The organism is Pseudomonas juntendi (assembly GCF_021560075.1).
In the GTDB taxonomy this organism is placed as follows: Bacteria; Pseudomonadota; Gammaproteobacteria; order Pseudomonadales; family Pseudomonadaceae; genus Aquipseudomonas; species Aquipseudomonas juntendi.
Window position 1 is genome coordinate 1,041,195 of record NZ_CP091088.1, and the last position, 20,278, is coordinate 1,061,472.

Genomic DNA, 20,278 nt, shown 5'->3' on the forward strand with positions numbered 1-20,278 from the left:
CAAGGATCCACAGTCATGACCACCCTTGAACGCCCACAGTCCAAGCTCTCGATGGCCGACAAAGCCGCGCGGATCGACGCCATTTGCGAAAAGGCGCGCATCCTGCCGGTAATCACCATCGCCCGTGAGGAAGACATCCTGCCGCTGGCTGACGCACTGGCTGCTGGCGGTATCCGTACCCTTGAAGTGACCTTGCGCTCAGCGCTTGGGCTGAAGGCCATCGAGGTACTGCGCAAGCAGCGCCCGGAGCTCTGCGTGGGCGCCGGCACTGTTCTGGACCGCGGTATGTTCGCCGCCGTTGAAGCCGCAGGTGCACAATTTGTCGTCACCCCAGGCATTACCCCGGAGCTCCTCCAGGCCGGGGTGGATAGCGAGATCCCGCTACTGCCAGGCATCAGCACGCCGTCTGAAATCATGCTGGGGTATGCCCTGGGCTACCGTCGCTTCAAGCTGTTCCCTGCTGAAATCAGCGGTGGCGTGGCGGCGATCAAGGCGTTCGGCGGGCCTTTCGGCGATATCCGCTTCTGCCCAACCGGTGGTGTGAACCCGGCCAATGTGCGCAATTACATGGCCTTGCCCAACGTGATGTGTGTAGGGGGCACCTGGATGCTCGACAGCAGCTGGATCAAGAATGGCGATTGGGCGCGGATTGAAGCGTGCAGTGCCGAGGCGATGGCGCTAGTGGACGCCAACTGAATTTGTTGTGTGCTTTACGGCTTATGGGGCGCTTGGTCGGCGCCCCTTTTTTTTGCCTGGCTTTCTTGCAGCGCCGGGCTTATGGATCGAGTTCTCTGCGCGACAGCGCAGCCCTTAGGGCTGTGTGATCTCCCACAGGAATACCGCAGCACTCGAAGCCTGTGCAGTACCCTGTGGGAGATTCTATGGTTCCTGGCAAGGGTAGCCGCAGCATCTTCAGCGCCTGTGAGATCGAGCGCCGCCCGCGCGGCGCATCGCGAGCTGCGCTCGCTCCTACGTTTGTTTCGGGCCAATTATTCCTGTGGGATTTGCGCGCGAACGCCTTGGCGCATGCCTCAAAATCGCGTCGTACGAACAAGGCGGCCGCGCGCATCTGGCACAGGGGTTACTGGCCCGAAACAAACGTAGGAGCGAGCGCAGCTCGCGATGCGCCGCGCGGGCGGCGCTCGCTCTAACAGGCGCTGCATACCTTGTGGCAAACACCTGTCAGCCCTGATGCGATCCCTGTGGGAGATTCTATGGTTCCTGGCAAGGGTAGCCGGAGCATCTTCAGCGCCTGTGAGATCGAGCGCCGCCCGCGCGGCGCAATCGCGAGCTGCGCTCGCTCCTACGTTTGTTTCGGGCCAGTAACGCCTGTGACAGGCGCGCGCGGCCGCCTTGTTTGTACGGCGCGATATTGAGGCATGCACCAAGGCGTTCGCGCGCGAATCCCACAGGAATAATTGGCCCGAAACAAACGTAGGAGCGAGCGCAGCTCGCGATGCGCCGCGCGGGCGGCGCTCGCTCTAACAGGCGCTGCATACCTTGTGGCAAACACCTGTCAGCCCTGATGCGATCCCTGTGGGAGATTCTATGGTTTTAGGGAAGTTTTTTAAGCGGCTTTTGACCGATACTCGTCTCCGCTTTTCAGTAGGGCAAATACTACTCGCGCCAGTTTGCGTGCGAGCATGACAAGCGATGCTGTCGTGCTAAAACCACGCGCCAGGCGCTCTTCGTAGTACGACTTCCATGCTGCTGTGCGGGATGCTGACATAGCCGCGTTGTGAAGGAGGCGTCGAGCTTCGGGGTCTCCTCGCTTCGTGAGCTTGGATTGCCCTTTTTTCTGCCCCGACTGCGCAATCCTCAGATCCATACCCAAAAAGGCGATAAACGCATCACCCCCGCTGAAGTTGCCACGCTGAAACGTCGCTGTCAGGCGAGCAGCAGTTAGAAAACCCACCCCTTCGACCTTCATGCAGCGCTTTACCTGAGGCATCAGCCCGGCCTTTTCCAGCAGGCCCTTGATCATCTTCTCCACCAGCAGCTCAAGCCGCTGCATCGCACGCAGATGCGTCTTGAAGGCGGCTTTGAGTAGCGGTTCATTGGCCCACCCCTGAGTCAGGCTGGTTCGTGCCTGAACCAGTCCTGCACGTCGCCGGAACAAGCTCAGAAGCTGTCGATAGATAGCCGGTGGCGGTGCCCAAGGCGTTAGGTCCTGCCCTTCGTTCTTCAGATAGCGGGCCAACAGCTGGGCATCAATTGCATCAGTCTTAGCGCGTACGTTGACACCTTTACGGTAATGGCTCAGGGCGTACCCATCTACCACGTAAATCGTATGCCCGAACTCAAAGGCCAGATCCGTAAACAGGACGTGATAGATGTTGGTCGCTTCGATAGCGACGGACATCGCACCCGAGAGGCCTTTGAGCCATTTCTTGATAGCTGCTTTAGTATTGGGGATTGCTATGAGTTCTGCTGATTCATCGTCCCAAATGACCAATTCTGTTTTGGCCACATCCACGCCAATCAGCCGCTTTGAATCAGCAACCACCATTGCCATGAGCAACTCTCCTCGATAGTGTTGGAGTACTTGAAGGGTCACCCAGAGGCGCTGGCTTGTGTCTTTCGTCGGTCCGAGCCCGGAAGCATTCTTTATCGGCGCTTGGGTGAAAAGGGAGGAGGGGCGAGGTCTCCCACGGTCTGTACTGCGCTAACAGTCAGAAGCTGGCTTTGTCCCTCCTCCTCCCTTCAAGTCTAACCATACAAGCTGGCTTGCCAGCGATAGGGCCAGTACAGGGCCAACAAAAAAGCCCGCATCAAACGATGCGGGCTTTCTCATTCAGCAGGCAGGGCTCAGGCCGCTTTGGCTTCCTGCTGGCTCAGCGAGCGGTTCAGGGCGCTGAACAGTGCCTTGAAGCTGGCGGTGGTGATGTTTTCGTCGATACCCACACCGTGCACCGGGCGGCCACCGGCCACGCGCAACTCGATGTAGGCCGCCGCCTTGGCGTTGGTGCCAGCACCAATCGCGTGCTCGTTGTAGTCCATGATCTCCACGGCAACCGGCAGGCCGGCAACCAGGGCCTCCAGGGCGCCATTGCCCTTGCCGCGCCAGTGCAGGGTGGTTTCGCCTTCGCCGGCGACTTCCACTTCCACGGCGCTATGGCCGTTTTCTTCCTGCAGGCGGTGGCTGACCAGGGCGTATGGCGCGTTGGCCTGCAGGTATTCCTTGTGCAGCAGGCTGTAGATTTGCTGAGCGGTCATTTCCAGGCCCAAACGGTCGGTTTCACCCTGCACAACCTGGCTGAACTCGATCTGCATGCGGCGCGGCAGGCTGATACCGTACTCCTGCTCGAGCAGGTAGGTGATGCCGCCTTTGCCCGACTGGCTGTTGACGCGGATGACCGCCTCGTAGCTGCGGCCGATATCGGCCGGGTCGATCGGCAGGTACGGCACTTCCCACAGCTCGCCATCCTGCTGCTTGGCGAAGCCCTTGCGGATGGCGTCCTGGTGCGAGCCGGAGAACGCAGTGTGTACCAGGTCGCCGACATAAGGGTGGCGTGGGTGCACGGGCAGCTGGTTGCACTCTTCGACCACCTTGCGCACGCCGTCGATGTCGGAGAAGTCCAGCAGCGGGTCGATACCCTGGGTGTACAGGTTCAGTGCCAAGGTCACCAGGTCGACGTTGCCGGTCCGCTCGCCGTTGCCGAACAGGCAGCCTTCGGCGCGATCGGCACCGGCCATCAGGCCCAGTTCGGTGGCGGCAATGCCGGTGCCACGGTCGTTGTGGCAATGCAGGCTGATGATCACGCTGTCGCGGCGGCTGACATTGCGGCAGAACCATTCGATCTGGTCGGCGTAGATGTTCGGCGTGGAGACTTCCACGGTGGCCGGCAGGTTGAGGATGACCTTGTGCTCTGGCGTCGGGTTCCACACCTCGATGACCGCGTCGCACACTTCCTTGGCGAATTCCATTTCGGTCGCGCTGAAGGTTTCTGGCGAGTACTGGAAGGTCCAGTGGGTTTCGGGCTGCTGGGCGGCATACTTGACGAACAGCTTGGCGGCGTTCACCGCGATGTCTTTCACGCCTTGCTTGTCCTGGTTGAAGACAATGCGGCGGAACGCGGGGGAGGTGGCGTTATACAGGTGGACGATGGCCTTTTTCGCGCCACGCAGCGACTCGAAGGTACGCGCGATCAGGTCTTCACGGGCTTGGGTGAGCACCTGGATCGTGGTGTCGTCCGGGATGTGGCCGTCTTCGATCAGGGTGCGCACGAAGTCGAAATCGGTCTGCGAGGCAGACGGGAACGCCGCTTCGATTTCCTTCACGCCCACCTGGACCAGGGTCTTCCAGAAGCGCAGTTTCTTCTCCGAATCCATCGGCTCGATCAGCGACTGGTTGCCATCACGCAAGTCGGAGCTGCACCAGATGGGCGCTGCGGTGATGGTCTTCGACGGCCAGGTGCGGTCAGGCAGGTCGATAGTCGGGAAGGCGCGGTATTTTTTCGAAGGGTCTTTGAGCATGGACATGGAAGCAATCCTTTTGTGTGCGGCCGAAATCGGGCCTGCCGAGCGATAACAAGATGAAGAGGCGAGGCGACGCGATTCAGCCTGGTAGTCGTGCGCTGACCAGGCTGAGGCTGCGATGTTGTCGGAGCAGGATGAGGGTGCTGAAGGTTTTCATGCCTTCAAACTTAACCAGTGGGGTGGGGGATGGCAAGCGTTCGGAAAAAATTGAGAGGAATGCTTAAAAAAAGCGTATGAGCGAGATTTTATGGCTGTATTCACCCGTGGGGTTGTTCATTGTTGCGCGGTAGTTTTAGCTGGCGCAACACAGTGGAACCCCGTTGACCAATTCTCGCCTCATCGCCGGCAAGCCAGCTTCCACAGCACTGTCACAGGGCTGGAACGCTGTGGAGGCGGGGTTTGTCGGCGAGTCTGGCGCTGCGGTCTCAGGGCTGAAACGCGCCGATGAAAATCGCCGGATCCACCCGCGCATCGTTCAGGCTCACGTTCCAGTGCATGTGCGGACCGGTAGCCCGGCCGGTTGAACCCACGCGCCCGACTACCTCGCCCCGGCGCAGTTGCTGCCCCACCTGCACATCGATCTTCGACATGTGGCAGAACATGCTGATGAAGCCCTGGCCGTGGTCCACGAATACCGTGCGGCCATTGAAGAAGTAATCCCCCACCAGAATCACCTTGCCATTGGCCGGGGTCTTGATGGGCGTACCTGCCGGCACCGCGAAGTCCAGCCCGGCATGCGGGTTGCGTTCCTCGCCATTGAAAAAGCGACGCACGCCGAACTTGCTCGACAACGGGCCGTTGACCGGCTTGTCGAGGATCAGGTTGCTGGGCAGGGCAGGGCTGAAACTGCGGTAGGCCTTGATCTGCTCAGCCAGCTCGCGGTCGATGCGCTTGAGGTCGGCGGGGTTCGGGTTGACCTGGCGGGTGTTCTTCAGGGTAATGCGCTGTTCGGGGTACTTTTTGCTACCCACGCTGAACGGCAGGTTGCGCCCGCCTTGGCTGAGCAGGGCAGTACCCGGCTTCTGGGTCAGCGGGATTCCGACAATGGCCAACCAGTTCTCCTGCTCCTTGACCACCAGCACCGGCTTGCCGTCGAAGCGCGCTTCGGGGGCGCTGGCGGCAGGGCCGAGGTTGACCACCGCCACGCCGCCGGGCACCGGCTTGTTCAGCGCACGCGTGATGTAACTGGCCTGGGCGCCGCCGGCCAGCAGTAACAGGGAAAGGGCGAACAGGGAGGCAAGCAGGCGGGGCATGTGTCAGTCCAATAGCGAAAGGGTGACCGGAGTCAGGTGATTGTCTTCCACGCGCACCAGCAGCTCGCCCTGGTCCAGGCGTGCCGTAAGGCGTTGGCCGTTGCGGGTCTGTTCGGCGCTGCGAATCGCCTGGCCGTGGTCGTCGAGCAGGATGCTGTAGCCGCGCGCCAGTGTGGCCAGCGGGCTGACCACCTGCAGCGTCTGCAACTGGGCCTGGAAGCGCTGGCGGCGGTCCTTGAGCAGTTCGCGCATGGCCCGTGGCAGGCGCTCGGCCAGGCTGTCCAGGCGCTGGGCCAGCAGTTTCAGGTTGCGCCCTGGGTGTTGCGCAGCCAGGCGGGTTTCTGCCCGCGCCAAACGCTCACGGCGCTGGTTGAGGCTGAGCAGGAACGCCCGGCGCAGGCGCATGTCCAGGTCGTCCAGGCGCTGGGCCTGCTGACGCAAGCGCTCACCTGGGTGGCGCAGGCGCCTGGTCAGCGAGTCCAGGCGCAGGCGGTCATGGCTCAGGCGGTTCTGCATGCGCAGCAACAAGCGCCGCTGCAGCCCGTCCAGGCGTTGGCGAATACCACTGCTGTCGGGCGCCAGCAGCTCTGCGGCGGCAGACGGAGTGGGGGCGCGAACGTCTGCCACGAAGTCGCTGATGGACACATCGGTCTCATGGCCGACTGCGCTGACAATCGGTGTGACGCAGGCAGCCACGGCGCGGGCCACGGCTTCTTCGTTGAAGCACCACAGGTCTTCCAGCGAGCCGCCACCACGGGCCAGGATCAGCGCATCGAAGCCAAGGCCGTCGGCCAGGCGGATGGCACGCACGATCTGTGCGATGGCCTCGCGGCCCTGTACCGCCGTGGGTATCAGGTTCAGTTCCACCTGCGGGGCGCGGCGGCCGAACACACTGATGATGTCGCGGATCACCGCGCCGGAGGGGGAGGTGATGACACCAATGCGTTGCGGGTGGGCAGGCAAGGGTTTCTTGCGTTCGGCGCTGAACAGCCCTTCGGCACCGAGCTTTTCCTTCAAGGCCTCGAATGCCAGGCGCAGCGCGCCATCCCCCGCCGGCTCGACGGTGTCGAGAATCAGCTGATAATCACCCCGGCCCTCGAACAGCGAAACCTTGCCCCGCACCCGCACCGCCAGGCCATCGCGCAGCGCTTGGCGCACCCGCGTGGCGCTCTGCCGGAACAGGGCGCAGCGTACCTGGGCACCGCTGTCCTTGAGGGTGAAGTACATGTGGCCAGACGCCGGGCGGGCGAGGTTGGAAATCTCGCCTTCCACCCACACGCTGCGGAACACGTCCTCGAGCAGCACGCGTGCGCGGCCGTTGAGTTGGCTGACCGTCAGGACCTCGCGGTCCAGGCCGAGTCGTTCGAAAGGGTCTCTGATCATGGCCGGCATCATACCCTACCGGGCGTTGCGGGCTAGCCGTGATCTTTCATCGCGGCCACGAACTGGCGCACCAATTGCTCTACATCGCGCCGGCACGCCAGGGCCACGGTGCTTTCCCGGCCCCCCTCCAGGGTGACGAAACTGATAGAGGCCGGCGCAATGTCGCGCATGCATTGCGGCAGCAGCGCCACGCCAAAACCTGCCTGGATCAGCTGCAACTGGGTCGTTTTGCGCGACAGCACCTGCGCCGCCTGCGGGAAAAAGCCCGCATCCATGCACAACGAGGCTGCCAGGTAGCTCAGCCCGCCGCGCTCACGGTGCGGAATGGAAATGAAGCGCTCGTCGCGCAACTGCTGCAGCGCCACCTGCGCCACACCGGCCAACGGATGCCCGGCCGCCACCGCAAGCAGCAAGGGCTCGCTGAACAGTTCATGCAGCACCACGCCTTCATGCTGGCGAAGCACCGGCAAGCGCAACAGGCCGATATCCAGCCGCCCCGCCGCGATGTCTTCCAGTTGGGCCTCCGACGACTGCTGGGCGATGTCCAGTGCAACCCCCGGGTTAGCGTGCAGGTAACCGCTCAAACGCGCCAGCAGCGGGCCGGTCAACGGGACGGTGCTGGAGTGGTTCAGGCGCAAGCTGCCTTGCAACCCTTGGCCAATATCGCGGGTCACCCGCTCTGCCTGCGCCAGGTCGGCCAGCAGGCGCCGTGCCCGCTCCAGCAACGCCTGGCCGGCCGGGGTCAGGCGCGGCAGGCGGGCGGTGCGCTCGAACAATGGCGTGCCCAGTTGCTGCTCCAGCTCCTTGATCTGCCGGCTGAGTGCCGACTGCGCGATGAACAGGCGTTCAGCGGCACCGCTGAAGCTGCCGCACTCGGCGATTTCCACGAAGTAACGCAACTGGCGGATGGACGTCATGTCATGCCTTTTCGAGATGGCTTTGGCGATAAAGCCATATTAGTCGGCATGGCTCTCAGCTGGCTAACCTTTGCCTATGCTCCCTGGAACTGCTGCCATGCTCACTGAACTGTCGCTCACCGGCCTTGACTGGCTGCCCATCCTGCTCGGCGTCGGCGTGGCCTACGTCGTCTTTGGCATTGCCGGTTTCGGCACGGCCCTGGTGGCGGGCCCGGTGCTGATCCATTTCATGCCGTTGTCACGAATCATTCCGCTACTGGTGTTGCTCGATTTTGTCGCCGCCTTCGGCAACCTGCTGCCTTCGCGCCGTGATGTGGTGCGCGGCGAGTTGCTGCGGCTGTTGCCGTTCATGGCCCTGGGCTGCACGTTGGGCGTGGTGTTCCTGCTGCGTTTGCAGTCTGACGTGCTGTTGCTGTTGATGGGCCTGTTCGTTACGGCCTACGCGCTGTATAGCCTGGCGGTCAGAGTACGGCCGGCGAACCTGTCGGGTTTCTGGGCAGTGCCAATGGGTACGGCAGGCGGGCTGTTCGGGGCGCTGTTCGGCAGCGGCGGTTTTCTTTATGCGCTGTACCTGAGTGCACGCCTGGAACGAAAGGAACAGGTGCGCGCCACCCAGAGCGCGCTGATCAGCTGCAGCACGGTGGTGCGCCTGGCATTGTTCCTGGTCGCCGGTGTTTACGCCGACCAGAGCCTGCTCTTGCTGGCTGCATGCCTGCTGCCGGTCATGTTCATCGGCTTGTGGGTCGGCCGTGGGCTGACCCACAGGCTGTCGCGCGAAGCCTTTGTGCGCCTGGTCACCTGGCTGGTGCTGGCCAGCGGCTTGGCGCTGATCGGTCGCTACCTCGGCGCCTGAGCGGTAGAATTGCGCCCTTACCGCAGTTTTGCAGGCTTGTACCGTTCATGAACACCCAGAGCATTATCGTTCCCAAGCTGTCTACCGTGCCGGTGCACGAAGCCCGCGCCCGTGCCATCGTGCGCTGGCTGGTACGCGAGAAAGTGGTCGAGGAGCAGCTGAGCACCTGTGGCCGTACCGGCAACCGCATGGGCCACGCCCTGGCTGCAGGCGCCCGCAAGGTAGCCCTGCGGCCTGAGTTGTTGCCTTTTGGCGAGCAGACCAACGGCCTGGAAGTGGTGCTCAAGCGTTGCATTTATACCCCCACCGAAGGGTTTCTTGAAGAAGCCGGCTGCCCGCAGTGCCGGCGTGAGGTGGGCGAGCCGCTGTTCGAAAGCCTGGAAGAATGGATGCCGGCGGTCAGTGACAACTTCACCTGCCCGATGTGCGGGTTCGAAGATGACATCAATGGCTTCATTTACCTGCAGCCATGTGCCTTTTCCAACCTGGGGTTCATCTTCAACAACTGGGGCGAGGCCGGGTTTACCCAGGCCTTTCTCGACAGCTTCGCCGACTGGCTCGACCAGCCGGTGACGGTGGTGCAAGTCAGTTGCAAGCCTTGAGTCGCAAGCTTCAAGAAAAAGCGGCCTGTATGCCTGACGACTCTCGTAGCTTGCCGCTTGTAACTTGAAGCTTGATTTACATTGAGCGGCGCGCCGTGCATGAGTATAATGGCGCGCTTCCATTTTTCCCGCCCGGGAGCCCCCGCGATGCTGCGTATCAGCCAAGAAGCCCTGACCTTCGACGATATCCTCCTTGTACCTGGCTATTCCGAGGTACTGCCCAATGAAGTCAGTCTCAAGACCCGTTTGACTCGTGGCATCGAGCTGAACATTCCGCTGGTTTCCGCCGCCATGGATACCGTGACCGAAGCGCGCCTGGCCATTGCCATGGCTCAGGAAGGCGGCATCGGCATCATCCACAAGAACATGACCATCGAGCAGCAGGCCGGCGAAGTTCGCAAGGTCAAGAAGTTCGAGGCTGGCGTGGTCAAGGACCCGATCACCATCGACGCCGACGCTACCGTGCGCGACCTGTTCGAGCTGACCCGCCTGAACAACATCTCCGGCGTGCCAGTGCTGGCCAACGGTGACCTGGTCGGCATCGTCACTTCCCGTGACGTGCGCTTCGAAAACCGCCTGGACGCCAAGGTCCGCGACGTGATGACGCCAAAAGAGCGCCTGGTCACGGTGCGCGAAGGCGCCGACAAGAACGAAGTGCGCGAGCTGCTGCACAAGCACCGCCTGGAAAAAGTCCTGATCGTTGACGACAAGTTCAACCTCAAGGGCATGATGACCGTCAAGGACATCGAAAAGGCCAAGGCCTACCCGCTGGCCAGCAAGGACGACCAAGGTCGCCTGCGCGTCGGCGCTGCCGTCGGCACTGGCAAGGACACCGGCGAGCGCGTAGCCGCCCTGGTTGCTGCCGGGGTTGACGTGGTGGTGGTCGACACTGCCCACGGTCACTCCAAGGGTGTGATCGACCGCGTGCGCTGGGTGAAGGAAACCTACCCGCAGGTGCAGGTGATCGGCGGCAACATCGCCACCGGCGCTGCGGCCAAGGCCCTGGCCGAAGCCGGCGCTGACGCGGTCAAGGTCGGTATCGGCCCGGGCTCTATCTGCACCACCCGTATCGTTGCAGGCGTCGGCGTGCCGCAAATCAGCGCCATCGCCAACGTTGCCGCTGCACTGGAAGGCACCGGTGTGCCACTGATCGCCGACGGCGGCATCCGCTTCTCCGGTGACCTGTCCAAGGCCATCGTAGCCGGTGCTTCCTGCGTGATGATGGGTTCGATGTTCGCCGGTACCGAAGAGGCGCCAGGTGAAGTCGAGCTGTTCCAGGGCCGTTCCTACAAAGCCTACCGCGGCATGGGCTCGCTGGGTGCCATGGCACAGGCGCAAGGCTCGTCCGACCGTTACTTCCAGGACTCCTCGGCCGGTGCCGAGAAGCTGGTACCGGAAGGCATCGAAGGCCGTGTGCCGTACAAAGGTGCGCTGGCGGCGATCATCCACCAACTGATGGGCGGCCTGCGTTCGTCCATGGGCTACACCGGCAGCGCAACCATCGAAGAGATGCGCACCAAGCCGGAGTTCGTACGCATCACCGGCGCCGGCATGGCCGAGTCCCACGTGCATGACGTGCAGATCACCAAAGAAGCCCCTAACTACCGCGTCGGCTAACGCCCCCAGCGGTAAGCGACAAGCTTAAAGCTACAAGCGGTAGTTGCGCTGCAGCGACTACCGCGTTCTCCCCGATCAACTTGCAGCTTGCGGCTTGACGCTTGCAACTGCATCAGAGATTGAGTCATGGCCCTCGACATTCACGCTCACCGCATCCTGATCCTCGATTTCGGTTCCCAGTACACCCAGCTGATTGCCCGCCGCGTGCGCGAGATCGGCGTGTACTGCGAGCTGCACCCGTTCGACATGGACGATGAAGCGATCCGCGAATTCAACCCGCGCGGCATCATCCTCGCCGGCGGCCCCGAGTCGGTCCACGAAGCCAACAGCCCGCGCGCGCCGCAGGCAGTGTTCGACCTGAACGTGCCGGTGCTGGGCATCTGCTACGGCATGCAGACCATGGCCGAACAGATGGGCGGCAAGGTCGAAGGTTCCGACCTGCGTGAGTTCGGTTATGCCCGCGTGGACGTGGTCGGCAAGAGCCGCCTGCTCGACGGCATCGAAGATCACATCGACGCTGACGGCGTACTGGGCCTGGACGTGTGGATGAGCCACGGCGACAAGGTCACCCAGATGCCGGGCAATTTCCATGTATTGGCCAGCACCCCAAGCTGCCCGATCGCCGGCATGTTCGACGACACCCGCGGCTATTACGGCGTGCAGTTCCACCCGGAAGTGACCCACACCAAGCAGGGCGGTCGCATCCTGTCCCGCTTCGTGCAGGACATCTGTGGCTGCGAGGCCCTGTGGACCCCATCCAACATCGTTGAAGACGCCATCGCCCAGGTGCGTGCACAAGTGGGTTCGGCCAACGTCCTGCTGGGCCTGTCTGGCGGCGTCGACAGCTCGGTGGTTGCCGCGCTGCTGCACCGCGCCATCGGCGACCAGCTGACCTGCGTATTTGTCGACAACGGGCTGCTGCGCCTGCACGAAGGTGACCAGGTGATGGCCATGTTCAAGGAGAACATGGGCGTCAAGGTCATTCGCGCCGACGCTGAAAAGCAGTTCCTCGACAACCTGGAAGGCGAAGCCGACCCGGAGAAGAAGCGCAAGATCATCGGCCGCACCTTCATCGACGTGTTCGATGCCGAGGCCAGCAAGCTGGAAAACATCCAGTTCCTTGCCCAGGGCACCATCTACCCGGACGTGATCGAGTCGGCTGGCGCCAAGAGCGGCAAGGCCCACGTGATCAAGTCGCACCACAACGTCGGTGGCCTGCCGGAGGAAATGAACCTCAAGCTGGTCGAGCCGCTGCGTGAACTGTTCAAGGACGAAGTGCGCAAGATCGGCCTGGAGCTGGGCCTGCCGTACGACATGGTCTACCGCCACCCGTTCCCGGGCCCAGGCCTGGGTGTGCGTATCCTTGGTGAAGTGAAGAAGGAATACGCCGACATCCTGCGTCGTGCCGACCACATCTTCATCGAAGAGCTGCGCAAAGCCGACTGGTACCACAAGACCAGCCAGGCCTTCGTGGTGTTCCAGCCGGTCAAGTCGGTCGGCGTCGTCGGCGACGGCCGTCGCTACGCCTGGGTCGTGGCCCTGCGTGCCGTGGAGACCGTGGACTTCATGACCGCGCGTTGGGCACACCTGCCGTACGAGCTGCTGGAAACCGTCAGCGGCCGTATCATCAATGAAATCGACGGCATCTCGCGCGTGACCTATGACGTGTCGAGCAAGCCGCCGGCGACGATTGAGTGGGAATGATCCCTCTCTGGCGTTGAACGAAAAGGGCCGCATTGCAGGCCCTTTTCTTTTGCCTGGGAAAAACTGCTATTCGCTGCCAGGCGGGTGGCCGAAATAGGCCTTGTAGGCATGGCAGAAATTGGCAGGGTTGGCATAACCGACCTGGTAGGCCACCTGCGACACCTGCCAGCGCCTTTCCAGCAGCAGGGTGCGGGCCTGCTCCAGGCGTTGCTGGCGCACGTACTGCAGCATTGGCCGGCCGAATTCGTCGCGGAACGCCCGGCGCAAGGTGGTCTCGCCCACGCCCAGTTGGCGTGCAAGGCTGGCGGCGGTGGGTGGGGTGGCCAATTGGGTGTCGAGCAGGCGCCGCGCTTCGATGACCAGGTCGCGCAGCCCGCGGTCCGGGTTTTTCGTGCCTTGTACAGGGCCGATCAAGTGGCGCGCCAGCTCCAGCACCACGGCCACGCTCAGGCTTTCGCAATGCAGGCGCCGTAGCCCACCGGTATAGGGTGACAGGTACAGCTGCTGCAGCAAGCGGCTGACGGCGGGGCATTGGGGGAGTTGATCGAAGCGCATGCCGTCTGCGGTCAAGGCCAGCAGGGGTAGCAATTGCGCATCGTCCCGCGCCAGCTCATGCAGGTAGTCGCCGGCAATGCGCACGCCAGCCATGCGCGCATGGCTGTCAGCAGGCAACTGGTCCTGCGCTTCCAGGCTTTCGCCCAGGCCCAGCAGGTGCAAGTGGCCGGGGGCGTAATGGTTGAGCGTGCCGTCGACCTTGTGCTGCCAGGCACCGTCGAACACGTGGACGACGCACAGGCTTTGCGGCAGCAGTTTGTCGATTTGCAACGGTTCGGGAAACTGCAGGTTGCAATCGAAGTACTGCAGCCCCGCGTGCACGGTCTGCGCCCGATAATGCCCGGTTGCACGCCCCATGATTTGCGCCTTGCCGCTGTCCAGCACGCCGGCGTCGGCCAGCGAGCCGGGGCTGTCGAAGGAAAAGGAGGTGTCCAGGTAGGGGCTGGTCGATCGCATGGGCGCTACGTCCTTGGTTGGCGGCGGCATGAGCATAAATGGTAACGCGCGCACATTTTTGGCAACAGCCATTGTGCGCGGCGGTTCATCTTTTGTGCGAACCGGCCACAGGGGTTGGCAGTGCCGGCGTAGCTGTCTTCAATGATCGATCGTTTCGCATCATGGTGGAAAAAATGTTCGCTTATCGTAAATGGGCTGCCTTGCTGGTGGCATCGCTCACGCTTTGGCTAGGCCAGGCACATGCCGAACAACGGCCTGCAGTAGCCGAACAGGTCAAGGCCTATATGGGCACCGAGGGCGTCAAGGTATGGACGCTGCGCATTGGCGAGCGGGCCGCCAATGAGGCGCTGGTCCAGGTCGAAGGCGTCGATCACGACTGGAACATGCGCATTCAGAAAATGCAGGTCGAGAAAACCGCCAAGGACACCCGCTACTGGACGACGGTCGATGGCAACAAGTTTGTCGTGTTGATCGTGCAGGGCGGCTGGGGCGGCGAGCTCTACCTGCCGGGTGAGCCGCAACCGTTGCCGGTTGGCTACTCCGAGGGGCTGTCGCGCCAAGGTGATTCGCAGGCTTTTCTGACCGATTACCTGGCCAAGCAGCAGTGAACGGGGAGCACATCTGATCATGGCTAAACCCGACGAACCGCTGGCCGACCTTTCCGGCGCGCTTGGCGAAGACTATGAGCAAGCCCGTGCCGCCCAGCGCGAGCGGGTGGTTGCCGAACTCAAACAGGTAATCGAGCGCGTCCCGGAGCAAAGCGAATTTACCAACTCCCGGCGTTACAAGGTCTGGGGGCCGATACTGCTGGTGGGCGCCCTGATTCTGCTGGTCACCACGTTCAACCCGCAACGCCTGGGCGCGGTCGCACTGGTGCTGTTCGTGGTGTGCATGGCGGCAGTGGTGACCTGGCAGCACCGCAACGCGGGCACGCAGGTGTTCATGCGCCTGACTCGCCGACAGCTGTTCGTCGATACCCTGGACGCCCCTGTCGACATGGCTGAAGTCGAGGACATCGCGGTCAAGGACGAAGGCCTGGTCATGGTACAGACGCTGGAGATGAGCAGCGAAGCTGCGCTCCCTAAGCATCGCGTGGTCAAGCTGCAGTTTTTCGGAAACCAGGCGATGGCCCTGAAAAAGCCGCGACCGCAGATTCGCATCATGTCTGCCGGCCTGGCCTTGAAGGGTCGCAAGCTGGGGAACGACGAAGTGCTCGAGCTGTTGGCGGCCTACCGCAATGCGGCCCATGCACAACGGCAACTGGAGTTGATGCAGGTAGATGTATAGCGGGGCGCTGCAATGAGGCGCCTGGCTTGGGGCCTGGTCATGCTGCTGTTGCCGTTGCTGCTGGTCGGCTGGGGCGGCGTGCAGCAATGGCGGGCCGAGACGGCGCAAGAGCAGGCGGGGATCATCCGGCAGTGGCTGGCAACGCCCAGCGAGGACTTGTTGCGCACACTGCCTTGGGCGGCGCGCAAGGAACTGGCAGGGCGCCTGGACACGCGTGAAGTGCTGCAACGGCAGTTGGATGAGCTCGATACCGACCGCCACTGGCTTAGCGTGCGTAGAACGCTGGCCGGTGTCGGCGGCTGGCTGGCATGGGGCGCGCTGGTCGCTGGCATCGGCGCTTGGCTCAGGCTCAGGTACGACGCCTGGCGGGCCTTGCGCTCGGCGCATTACCTGCACCAGCGCATGACCGCCAGCTGGCGGGTGCTGGGGCGTTGGCTAAGCGTCTACATGGGGCTGCTGGCTGGCTCGTTGGGCCTTCTGCTGCTGTATGAAGTCAGCGCCGGCTTCAGCCATGCGGCACAGGGCGGGGTTACCGTGCTGATCGTGGTGCTGCCGCTGGCGTCATTACTGCTCGTGTGCCTGCGTACCGCCTGGCGAATGCGCCAGCAATGGCCGCGCATCGGGGCGTCGAAGGCGAGCTTTCTCGGCCGACAGCTTCACCGGCAGGGGGCTTCGGCGCTCTGGCAATGGGTCGAGGGCCTGGCCGCGCAGTTGCATGCGCCAGTACCGGACAATATCGTGGTCGGCATCGACCAAAGCTTTTTCGTCACCAGCGTTCCAGTCGTGCTGCAGCCCTGTCAGTCGGTACTCAATGGCCGAACCTTGTATCTGTCGTTACCGTGTCTCGGCGCCTTGAGCCAGCGGGAAGCCGCCGCGATCATTGGCCATGAGCTTGGCCATTTTCGCAGCCGCGACACGGAGCAGGGCAGTGCGACCAACGCACGCTTCAGCTTGATGTGCGCCCAGTTCTCGACCCTGGTCGACGCTGAGCGCGGCGCCGCCTGGGTCGCTCGCCCGGTGGTATGGGCAGCCGGTCAGTTCCTGCACCATTTTCAGGTCGCGGTCCATCACTGGGGGCGTGAGCAGGAATTGCTGGCTGACCGGGCCGGTGCCGAAGTGGCCGGGCCGGAGCTGTTCATGCAGGCGTTGTTGCGGGCGATCGCCCTGGGCAGCATGGTCGATGCCTTGCTGCACGAGTGCGGCGGCCAAGGCCTGCTGGCAGCGTTGCCCCGGCATTTGCAGCGCGTGCCGTTGCGCCTGGATGAGGACGTGCTGGGCCTGACCATGCCCCATCCATTCGACTCCCATCCGCCATTGGCTGCGCGCCTCGACAACCTTCGCGTCAGGCTGGACGGTGCACTGCTGCAGGCTGCCATGCGCCAACCTGGCGACCATGACCGGCAGTGGTTCAATCAGTTGTGTGGCGGCGCCGTGGAAGCGGAACGCCAGGGTCTCTAGAGACTTCACTTAATATTTCCCATTTGCAGGTGTATCGTATTCGCCCTTCATCGTCAGCCGAGGCTGGCAGCTTGATCGCACCGAACACGAGGTACCCGCACCGATGTCCTTCACCCGTCGACAAATGCTCAAGGGCCTGACCGGCCTGGTTGTGGTTGGCCTGGGCGCCGGTGGCGCGGCGCGTTACTGGCTGGGCAAGGTCGAGGACGACAACGCCGGCCACGACTACGAGCTGATCGCCGCGCCGCTTGACGTCGAGCTGGTGCCGGGCTTCAAGACCGAGGCCTGGGCGTTCGGGCCCTCTGCACCGGGCACCGAATTGCGTGTGCGCCAAGGCACCTGGCTGCGCGTGCGCTTCATCAACCACCTGCCGGTGGAAACCACCATCCACTGGCACGGTATCCGCCTGCCGCTGGAAATGGACGGCGTGCCTTATGTGTCGCAACTGCCGGTCAAGCCAGGCGAGTACTTCGACTACAAGTTCCGCGTACCGGATGCGGGCAGCTACTGGTATCACCCTCATGTCAGCAGTTCCGAAGAGCTGGGCCGTGGCCTGGTCGGCCCGCTGATCGTCGAGGAGCGCGAGCCCACCGGCTTCCGGCATGAGCGCACACTCAGCCTGAAGAACTGGCACGTGGACGAGGAGGGTGGCTGGCTGCCGTTCAGTATCCCGCGCGAGGCCGCGCGCAACGGCACCGCCGGGCGCCTGATCACCATCAATGGCCAGGCCGACGCGGTCACCGAACTGCCGGCCGGGCAGGTGGTGCGCGTGCGTCTGCTGAACCTGGACAACACCTGGACTTACCGGGTGAACCTCAAGGGCAACTGCGAGGCCCGGATCTACGCGCTCGATGGTAACCCGGTGACCCCTCGCCCCCTGGAGGACGAGTACTGGCTCGGCCCTGGCATGCGCATCTGCCTGGCTATCCGCATTCCCCAGGCGGGGGAGGAAATTTCCCTGCGCGATGGCTTCGTGCGCCTGGGCACCCTGCGCTCGGTGGCCAGTACCGATGCCCCGGGGGACTGGCCGCCAGCGCTGCCGGCCAACCCGATAGCCGAACCGGACCTGGAGAATGCCGAAAAGCTCAACTTCAATTTCGAATGGGCGGCGAAGGTTTCGGTCACCACCGACCAGGACAAGCCACCGAGCCTTTGGCAAATCAACGGCCAAGCCTGGGACATCACCGACAAGACCTGCGCCGACCGCCCCATCGCCACGCTGCAAAAAGGCAAAAGCTACATCTTCGAGTTGAAGAACATGACCCAGTACCAGCACCCGATCCACCTGCATGGCATGAGTTTCAAGGTGATCGCCTCCAACCGGCACGACATCAAGGAGCCGTGGTTCACCGACACCTACCTGCTGGGCAAGAACGAGCGCGCGCAGGTGGCCCTGGTGGCGGATAACCCCGGCACCTGGATGTTCCACTGCCACGTCATCGACCACATGGAAACCGGCCTGATGGCCGCTATCGCGGTGGTGTGATGCGCCCGCAGATCATCGATCGCAGCCGCGATCAGGAATTCATGCGCCTGGCGTTGTCCCTGGCAGCCGAGGGTGCAGCGCTGGGCGAGGTACCGGTGGGGGCGGTGCTGGTGCAGCATGGCCAGGTGATTGGCCAGGGCTTCAACCGGCCGATCATCGACAGCGACCCCAGTGCCCATGCCGAGATGGTGGCGATTCGGGCGGCGGCCAAGGCGGCCAGCAACTACCGCCTGCCAGGCAGCACCCTGTACGTCACGCTGGAACCATGCAGCATGTGTGCAGGCCTGATCGTACATTCACGGGTGATGCGGGTGGTGTTTGGCGCGCTGGAGCCCAAGGCGGGGATCGTGCAAAGCCAGGGGCAGTTCTTCGGCCAGGGCTTTCTCAACCACCGGGTGATGGTGGAGGGCGGGGTGCTGGCGCAGGAGTGTGGGCAGATCCTCAGCGACTTCTTCAAGGCCCGCCGGGCCAAGGGCTAGCCTGGGCCGACCTGTTCGCGGGCACGCCCGCTCCCATACTAATGCCACTCCCTCAGGCTTGTGGTGGACCTGTGGGAGCGGGCGTGCCCGCGAACAGGCCGCTACAGGCTCACATCGGCGGTGACTGGTCCGCAGGCTTGTCCTTGTTCACACCAGGCACATGCAGGTTGCCTTCGGCGACCTGGCCTTCGAGCTGCGGTTGGGTGACCCAGGTGAGGATGTCGTAGTAGCGGCGGATGTTGGCCACGAAGTGCACAGGCTCGCCACCGCGGGCATAGCCGTACTTGGTCTGCCGGTACCACTGTTTCTGCGACAGGCGCGGCAGCATCTTCTTCACGTCCAGCCACTTGTTCGGGTTGAGCTTTTCGCGCTTGGCCAGGGTACGGGCATCTTCCAGGTGGCCGCTGCCGACGTTGTAGGCAGCCAGGGCGAACCAGGTGCGGTCTGGCTCCTTGATGCTGTCGTCGAGCTCTTCCTTGATTTTCATGAAGTACTTGGCGCCCCCCTGGATGCTCTGCCGCGGGTCCAGGCGGTTGGATACGCCCATCGCCTGGGCGGTGCGCTGGGTCAGCATCATCAGGCCGCGTACGCCGGTCTTGGAGGTTACCTCCGGTTGCCACATCGATTCCTGGTAACCAATGGCGGCCAGCAGGCGCCAGTCCACCTGCTCGACCTTGGCGTAGCTCTTGAAGTGCTTCTCGTACTTGGGCAGGCGCTGCTGCAGATGCTGGGCGAAGGTGTAGGCGCCCACGTAGCCCAGAACATCGACATGGCCGTAGTAGCGGTCCTTCAAGCGCTGCAGGGTGCCGTTTTTCTGCGCCTTGTCGAGGAATTCATTGATTTCGTTGAGCAGGCTGTTGTCTTCACCGGCCGCGACTGCCCAGCGTTGATCACGGGTATCGCCCACGTCGAAGGCAACCCGCACGTTGGGGAAGTACACCTGGTTCATCGCCAGTTCGTTGGAGTCGACCAGGGTCAGGTCGATCTGGCCTTCGTCGACCATGCGCAGCAGGTCGACCACCTCGACCGCATCGGACTCTTCATATTCCAGGCCTGGGTTCTGCTTTTTCAGCTCGGCCAGAAGGTCGGCATGGCTGCTGCCCTTGAGCACCATGATTTTCTTGCCGACCAGGCCCTTGGCGTCGGTCGGGCGTGGGCGGCCGTTGCGATAGACCACCTGCGGGGTGACTTCCAGGTAGGGATGCGAGTATTTCACCTGGGCCTTGCGCCGTTCACTGCTGACCAGGCCGGCCGCGGCCAGCACCGGGCCGGCGGGCTTGCCGAGCGAATCGTACAGTTCGTCGAGGTTGTCGGCGGTTTCGATCTGCAGTTTTACGCCGAGATCATCGGCGAAATGCTGGACAAGTTCGTACTCGAAGCCGGTTTCGCCGTTGCGGTCCTGGAAGTAGGTGGCCGGGCTGTTGCGGGTGATCACGCGCAGCACGCCGTCCTCCTTCACGCGCTCGAGGGTGCTGGGTTTTTCAACGCAGGCACCGAGCAGCAGAAAGAGTCCGGTTGCGAGGAGCCATTTGGCGCAACGCTGGCGCAAAGCAGTGTGGGCGAACATAGCTTGCAGTATACGCAAAGGACCGGCGCAACCATATCTCGACAACTGTTAGGTTGTCTGGTAGCGGATTATGTGCTGCAAGCTTCAAGCTGCAAGCCACAAGAAAAAGCAGCCGGGCAGGGCATGTTTTTTTCTTGTGGCTTGCAGCTTACGGCTTGTCGCTTTTTTTTGACCCCAAAGTC

At 62.9% G+C, this 20,278-nt stretch carries 17 protein-coding genes; 10 read left to right on the forward strand and 7 right to left on the reverse strand.

Features of this window, described 5'->3' with window-relative positions:
* The first annotated feature begins 15 nt into the window (after nt 1–15).
* Nucleotides 16–696, forward strand: coding sequence for a bifunctional 4-hydroxy-2-oxoglutarate aldolase/2-dehydro-3-deoxy-phosphogluconate aldolase (locus L1P09_RS04720; protein WP_054890314.1), 681 nt, complete (start codon nt 16–18; stop codon nt 694–696).
* Nucleotides 697–1,567: 871 nt separating this feature from the next.
* Here L1P09_RS04720 and L1P09_RS04725 read toward each other — a convergent pair.
* The 5 genes from L1P09_RS04725 to L1P09_RS04745 all read right to left on the reverse strand — a co-directional run bounded on the left by L1P09_RS04725 (nt 1,568) and on the right by L1P09_RS04745 (nt 8,032).
* A complete protein-coding gene (locus tag L1P09_RS04725) occupies nt 1,568–2,515 on the reverse strand; it encodes an IS110 family transposase (RefSeq protein WP_029886225.1) in 948 nt (315 codons plus the stop codon).
* A gap of 293 nt (nt 2,516–2,808) precedes the next feature.
* Nucleotides 2,809–4,482, reverse strand: coding sequence for a 2-isopropylmalate synthase (gene leuA, locus L1P09_RS04730; protein ID WP_235768533.1), 1,674 nt, complete (start codon nt 4,480–4,482; stop codon nt 2,809–2,811).
* A gap of 422 nt (nt 4,483–4,904) precedes the next feature.
* Nucleotides 4,905–5,732 carry a M23 family metallopeptidase gene (locus tag L1P09_RS04735; protein WP_054905386.1) on the reverse strand — a complete coding sequence of 276 codons (828 nt, stop codon included), beginning with the start codon at nt 5,730–5,732 and terminating at the stop codon, nt 4,905–4,907.
* Between the two features lie 3 nt (nt 5,733–5,735).
* The gene (gene xseA, locus L1P09_RS04740; protein ID WP_029885522.1) at nt 5,736–7,115 is read right to left on the reverse strand and encodes an exodeoxyribonuclease VII large subunit; all 1,380 of its coding nucleotides are present in this window, start codon (nt 7,113–7,115) and stop codon (nt 5,736–5,738) included.
* Nucleotides 7,116–7,147: 32 nt separating this feature from the next.
* Nucleotides 7,148–8,032: a LysR family transcriptional regulator gene (locus L1P09_RS04745; protein ID WP_235768535.1), complete on the reverse strand. Its 885-nt coding sequence runs from the start codon at nt 8,030–8,032 to the stop codon at nt 7,148–7,150.
* A 97-nt stretch (nt 8,033–8,129) separates the two neighbouring features.
* Here L1P09_RS04745 and L1P09_RS04750 point away from each other — a divergent pair, with 97 nt between their 5' ends.
* The 4 genes from L1P09_RS04750 to guaA all read left to right on the forward strand — a co-directional run bounded on the left by L1P09_RS04750 (nt 8,130) and on the right by guaA (nt 12,808).
* Nucleotides 8,130–8,885, forward strand: coding sequence for a sulfite exporter TauE/SafE family protein (locus L1P09_RS04750; RefSeq protein WP_009683418.1), 756 nt, complete (start codon nt 8,130–8,132; stop codon nt 8,883–8,885).
* A gap of 47 nt (nt 8,886–8,932) precedes the next feature.
* Nucleotides 8,933–9,487: a sugar ABC transporter ATPase gene (locus L1P09_RS04755; protein ID WP_235768536.1), complete on the forward strand. Its 555-nt coding sequence runs from the start codon at nt 8,933–8,935 to the stop codon at nt 9,485–9,487.
* A 147-nt stretch (nt 9,488–9,634) separates the two neighbouring features.
* Complete coding sequence (guaB, locus tag L1P09_RS04760) at nt 9,635–11,104, forward strand: IMP dehydrogenase (RefSeq protein ID WP_003255025.1); 1,470 nt, start codon at nt 9,635–9,637, stop codon at nt 11,102–11,104.
* A 126-nt stretch (nt 11,105–11,230) separates the two neighbouring features.
* Nucleotides 11,231–12,808, forward strand: coding sequence for a glutamine-hydrolyzing GMP synthase (gene guaA, locus L1P09_RS04765; RefSeq protein WP_009683420.1), 1,578 nt, complete (start codon nt 11,231–11,233; stop codon nt 12,806–12,808).
* A 66-nt stretch (nt 12,809–12,874) separates the two neighbouring features.
* Here the strand turns inward: guaA and L1P09_RS04770 are convergent, their stop codons facing one another.
* Nucleotides 12,875–13,819 carry a helix-turn-helix transcriptional regulator gene (locus L1P09_RS04770; RefSeq protein ID WP_029885519.1) on the reverse strand — a complete coding sequence of 315 codons (945 nt, stop codon included), beginning with the start codon at nt 13,817–13,819 and terminating at the stop codon, nt 12,875–12,877.
* Nucleotides 13,820–13,992: 173 nt separating this feature from the next.
* On the opposite strand from L1P09_RS04770, the gene L1P09_RS04775 reads away from it, so the two are divergent.
* The 5 genes from L1P09_RS04775 to tadA all read left to right on the forward strand — a co-directional run bounded on the left by L1P09_RS04775 (nt 13,993) and on the right by tadA (nt 18,529).
* A complete protein-coding gene (locus L1P09_RS04775) occupies nt 13,993–14,427 on the forward strand; it encodes a hypothetical protein (protein ID WP_029885518.1) in 435 nt (144 codons plus the stop codon).
* 19 nt (nt 14,428–14,446) lie between these two features.
* Complete coding sequence (locus L1P09_RS04780) at nt 14,447–15,106, forward strand: hypothetical protein (protein ID WP_029885517.1); 660 nt, start codon at nt 14,447–14,449, stop codon at nt 15,104–15,106.
* A 12-nt stretch (nt 15,107–15,118) separates the two neighbouring features.
* Nucleotides 15,119–16,564: a M48 family metallopeptidase gene (locus L1P09_RS04785; protein WP_029885516.1), complete on the forward strand. Its 1,446-nt coding sequence runs from the start codon at nt 15,119–15,121 to the stop codon at nt 16,562–16,564.
* Nucleotides 16,565–16,667: 103 nt separating this feature from the next.
* Nucleotides 16,668–18,050, forward strand: a complete 1,383-nt coding sequence (locus L1P09_RS04790; protein WP_029885515.1) for a multicopper oxidase family protein — start codon at nt 16,668–16,670, stop codon at nt 18,048–18,050.
* Complete coding sequence (tadA, locus tag L1P09_RS04795; RefSeq protein WP_029885514.1) at nt 18,050–18,529, forward strand: tRNA adenosine(34) deaminase TadA; 480 nt, start codon at nt 18,050–18,052, stop codon at nt 18,527–18,529. The genes L1P09_RS04790 and tadA overlap by 1 nt, the downstream gene beginning before the upstream one ends.
* A gap of 109 nt (nt 18,530–18,638) precedes the next feature.
* Here tadA and mltF read toward each other — a convergent pair whose 3' ends face one another.
* Nucleotides 18,639–20,096, reverse strand: a complete 1,458-nt coding sequence (gene mltF / locus L1P09_RS04800) for a membrane-bound lytic murein transglycosylase MltF (protein WP_029885513.1) — start codon at nt 20,094–20,096, stop codon at nt 18,639–18,641.
* Nucleotides 20,097–20,278: the final 182 nt, after the last annotated feature.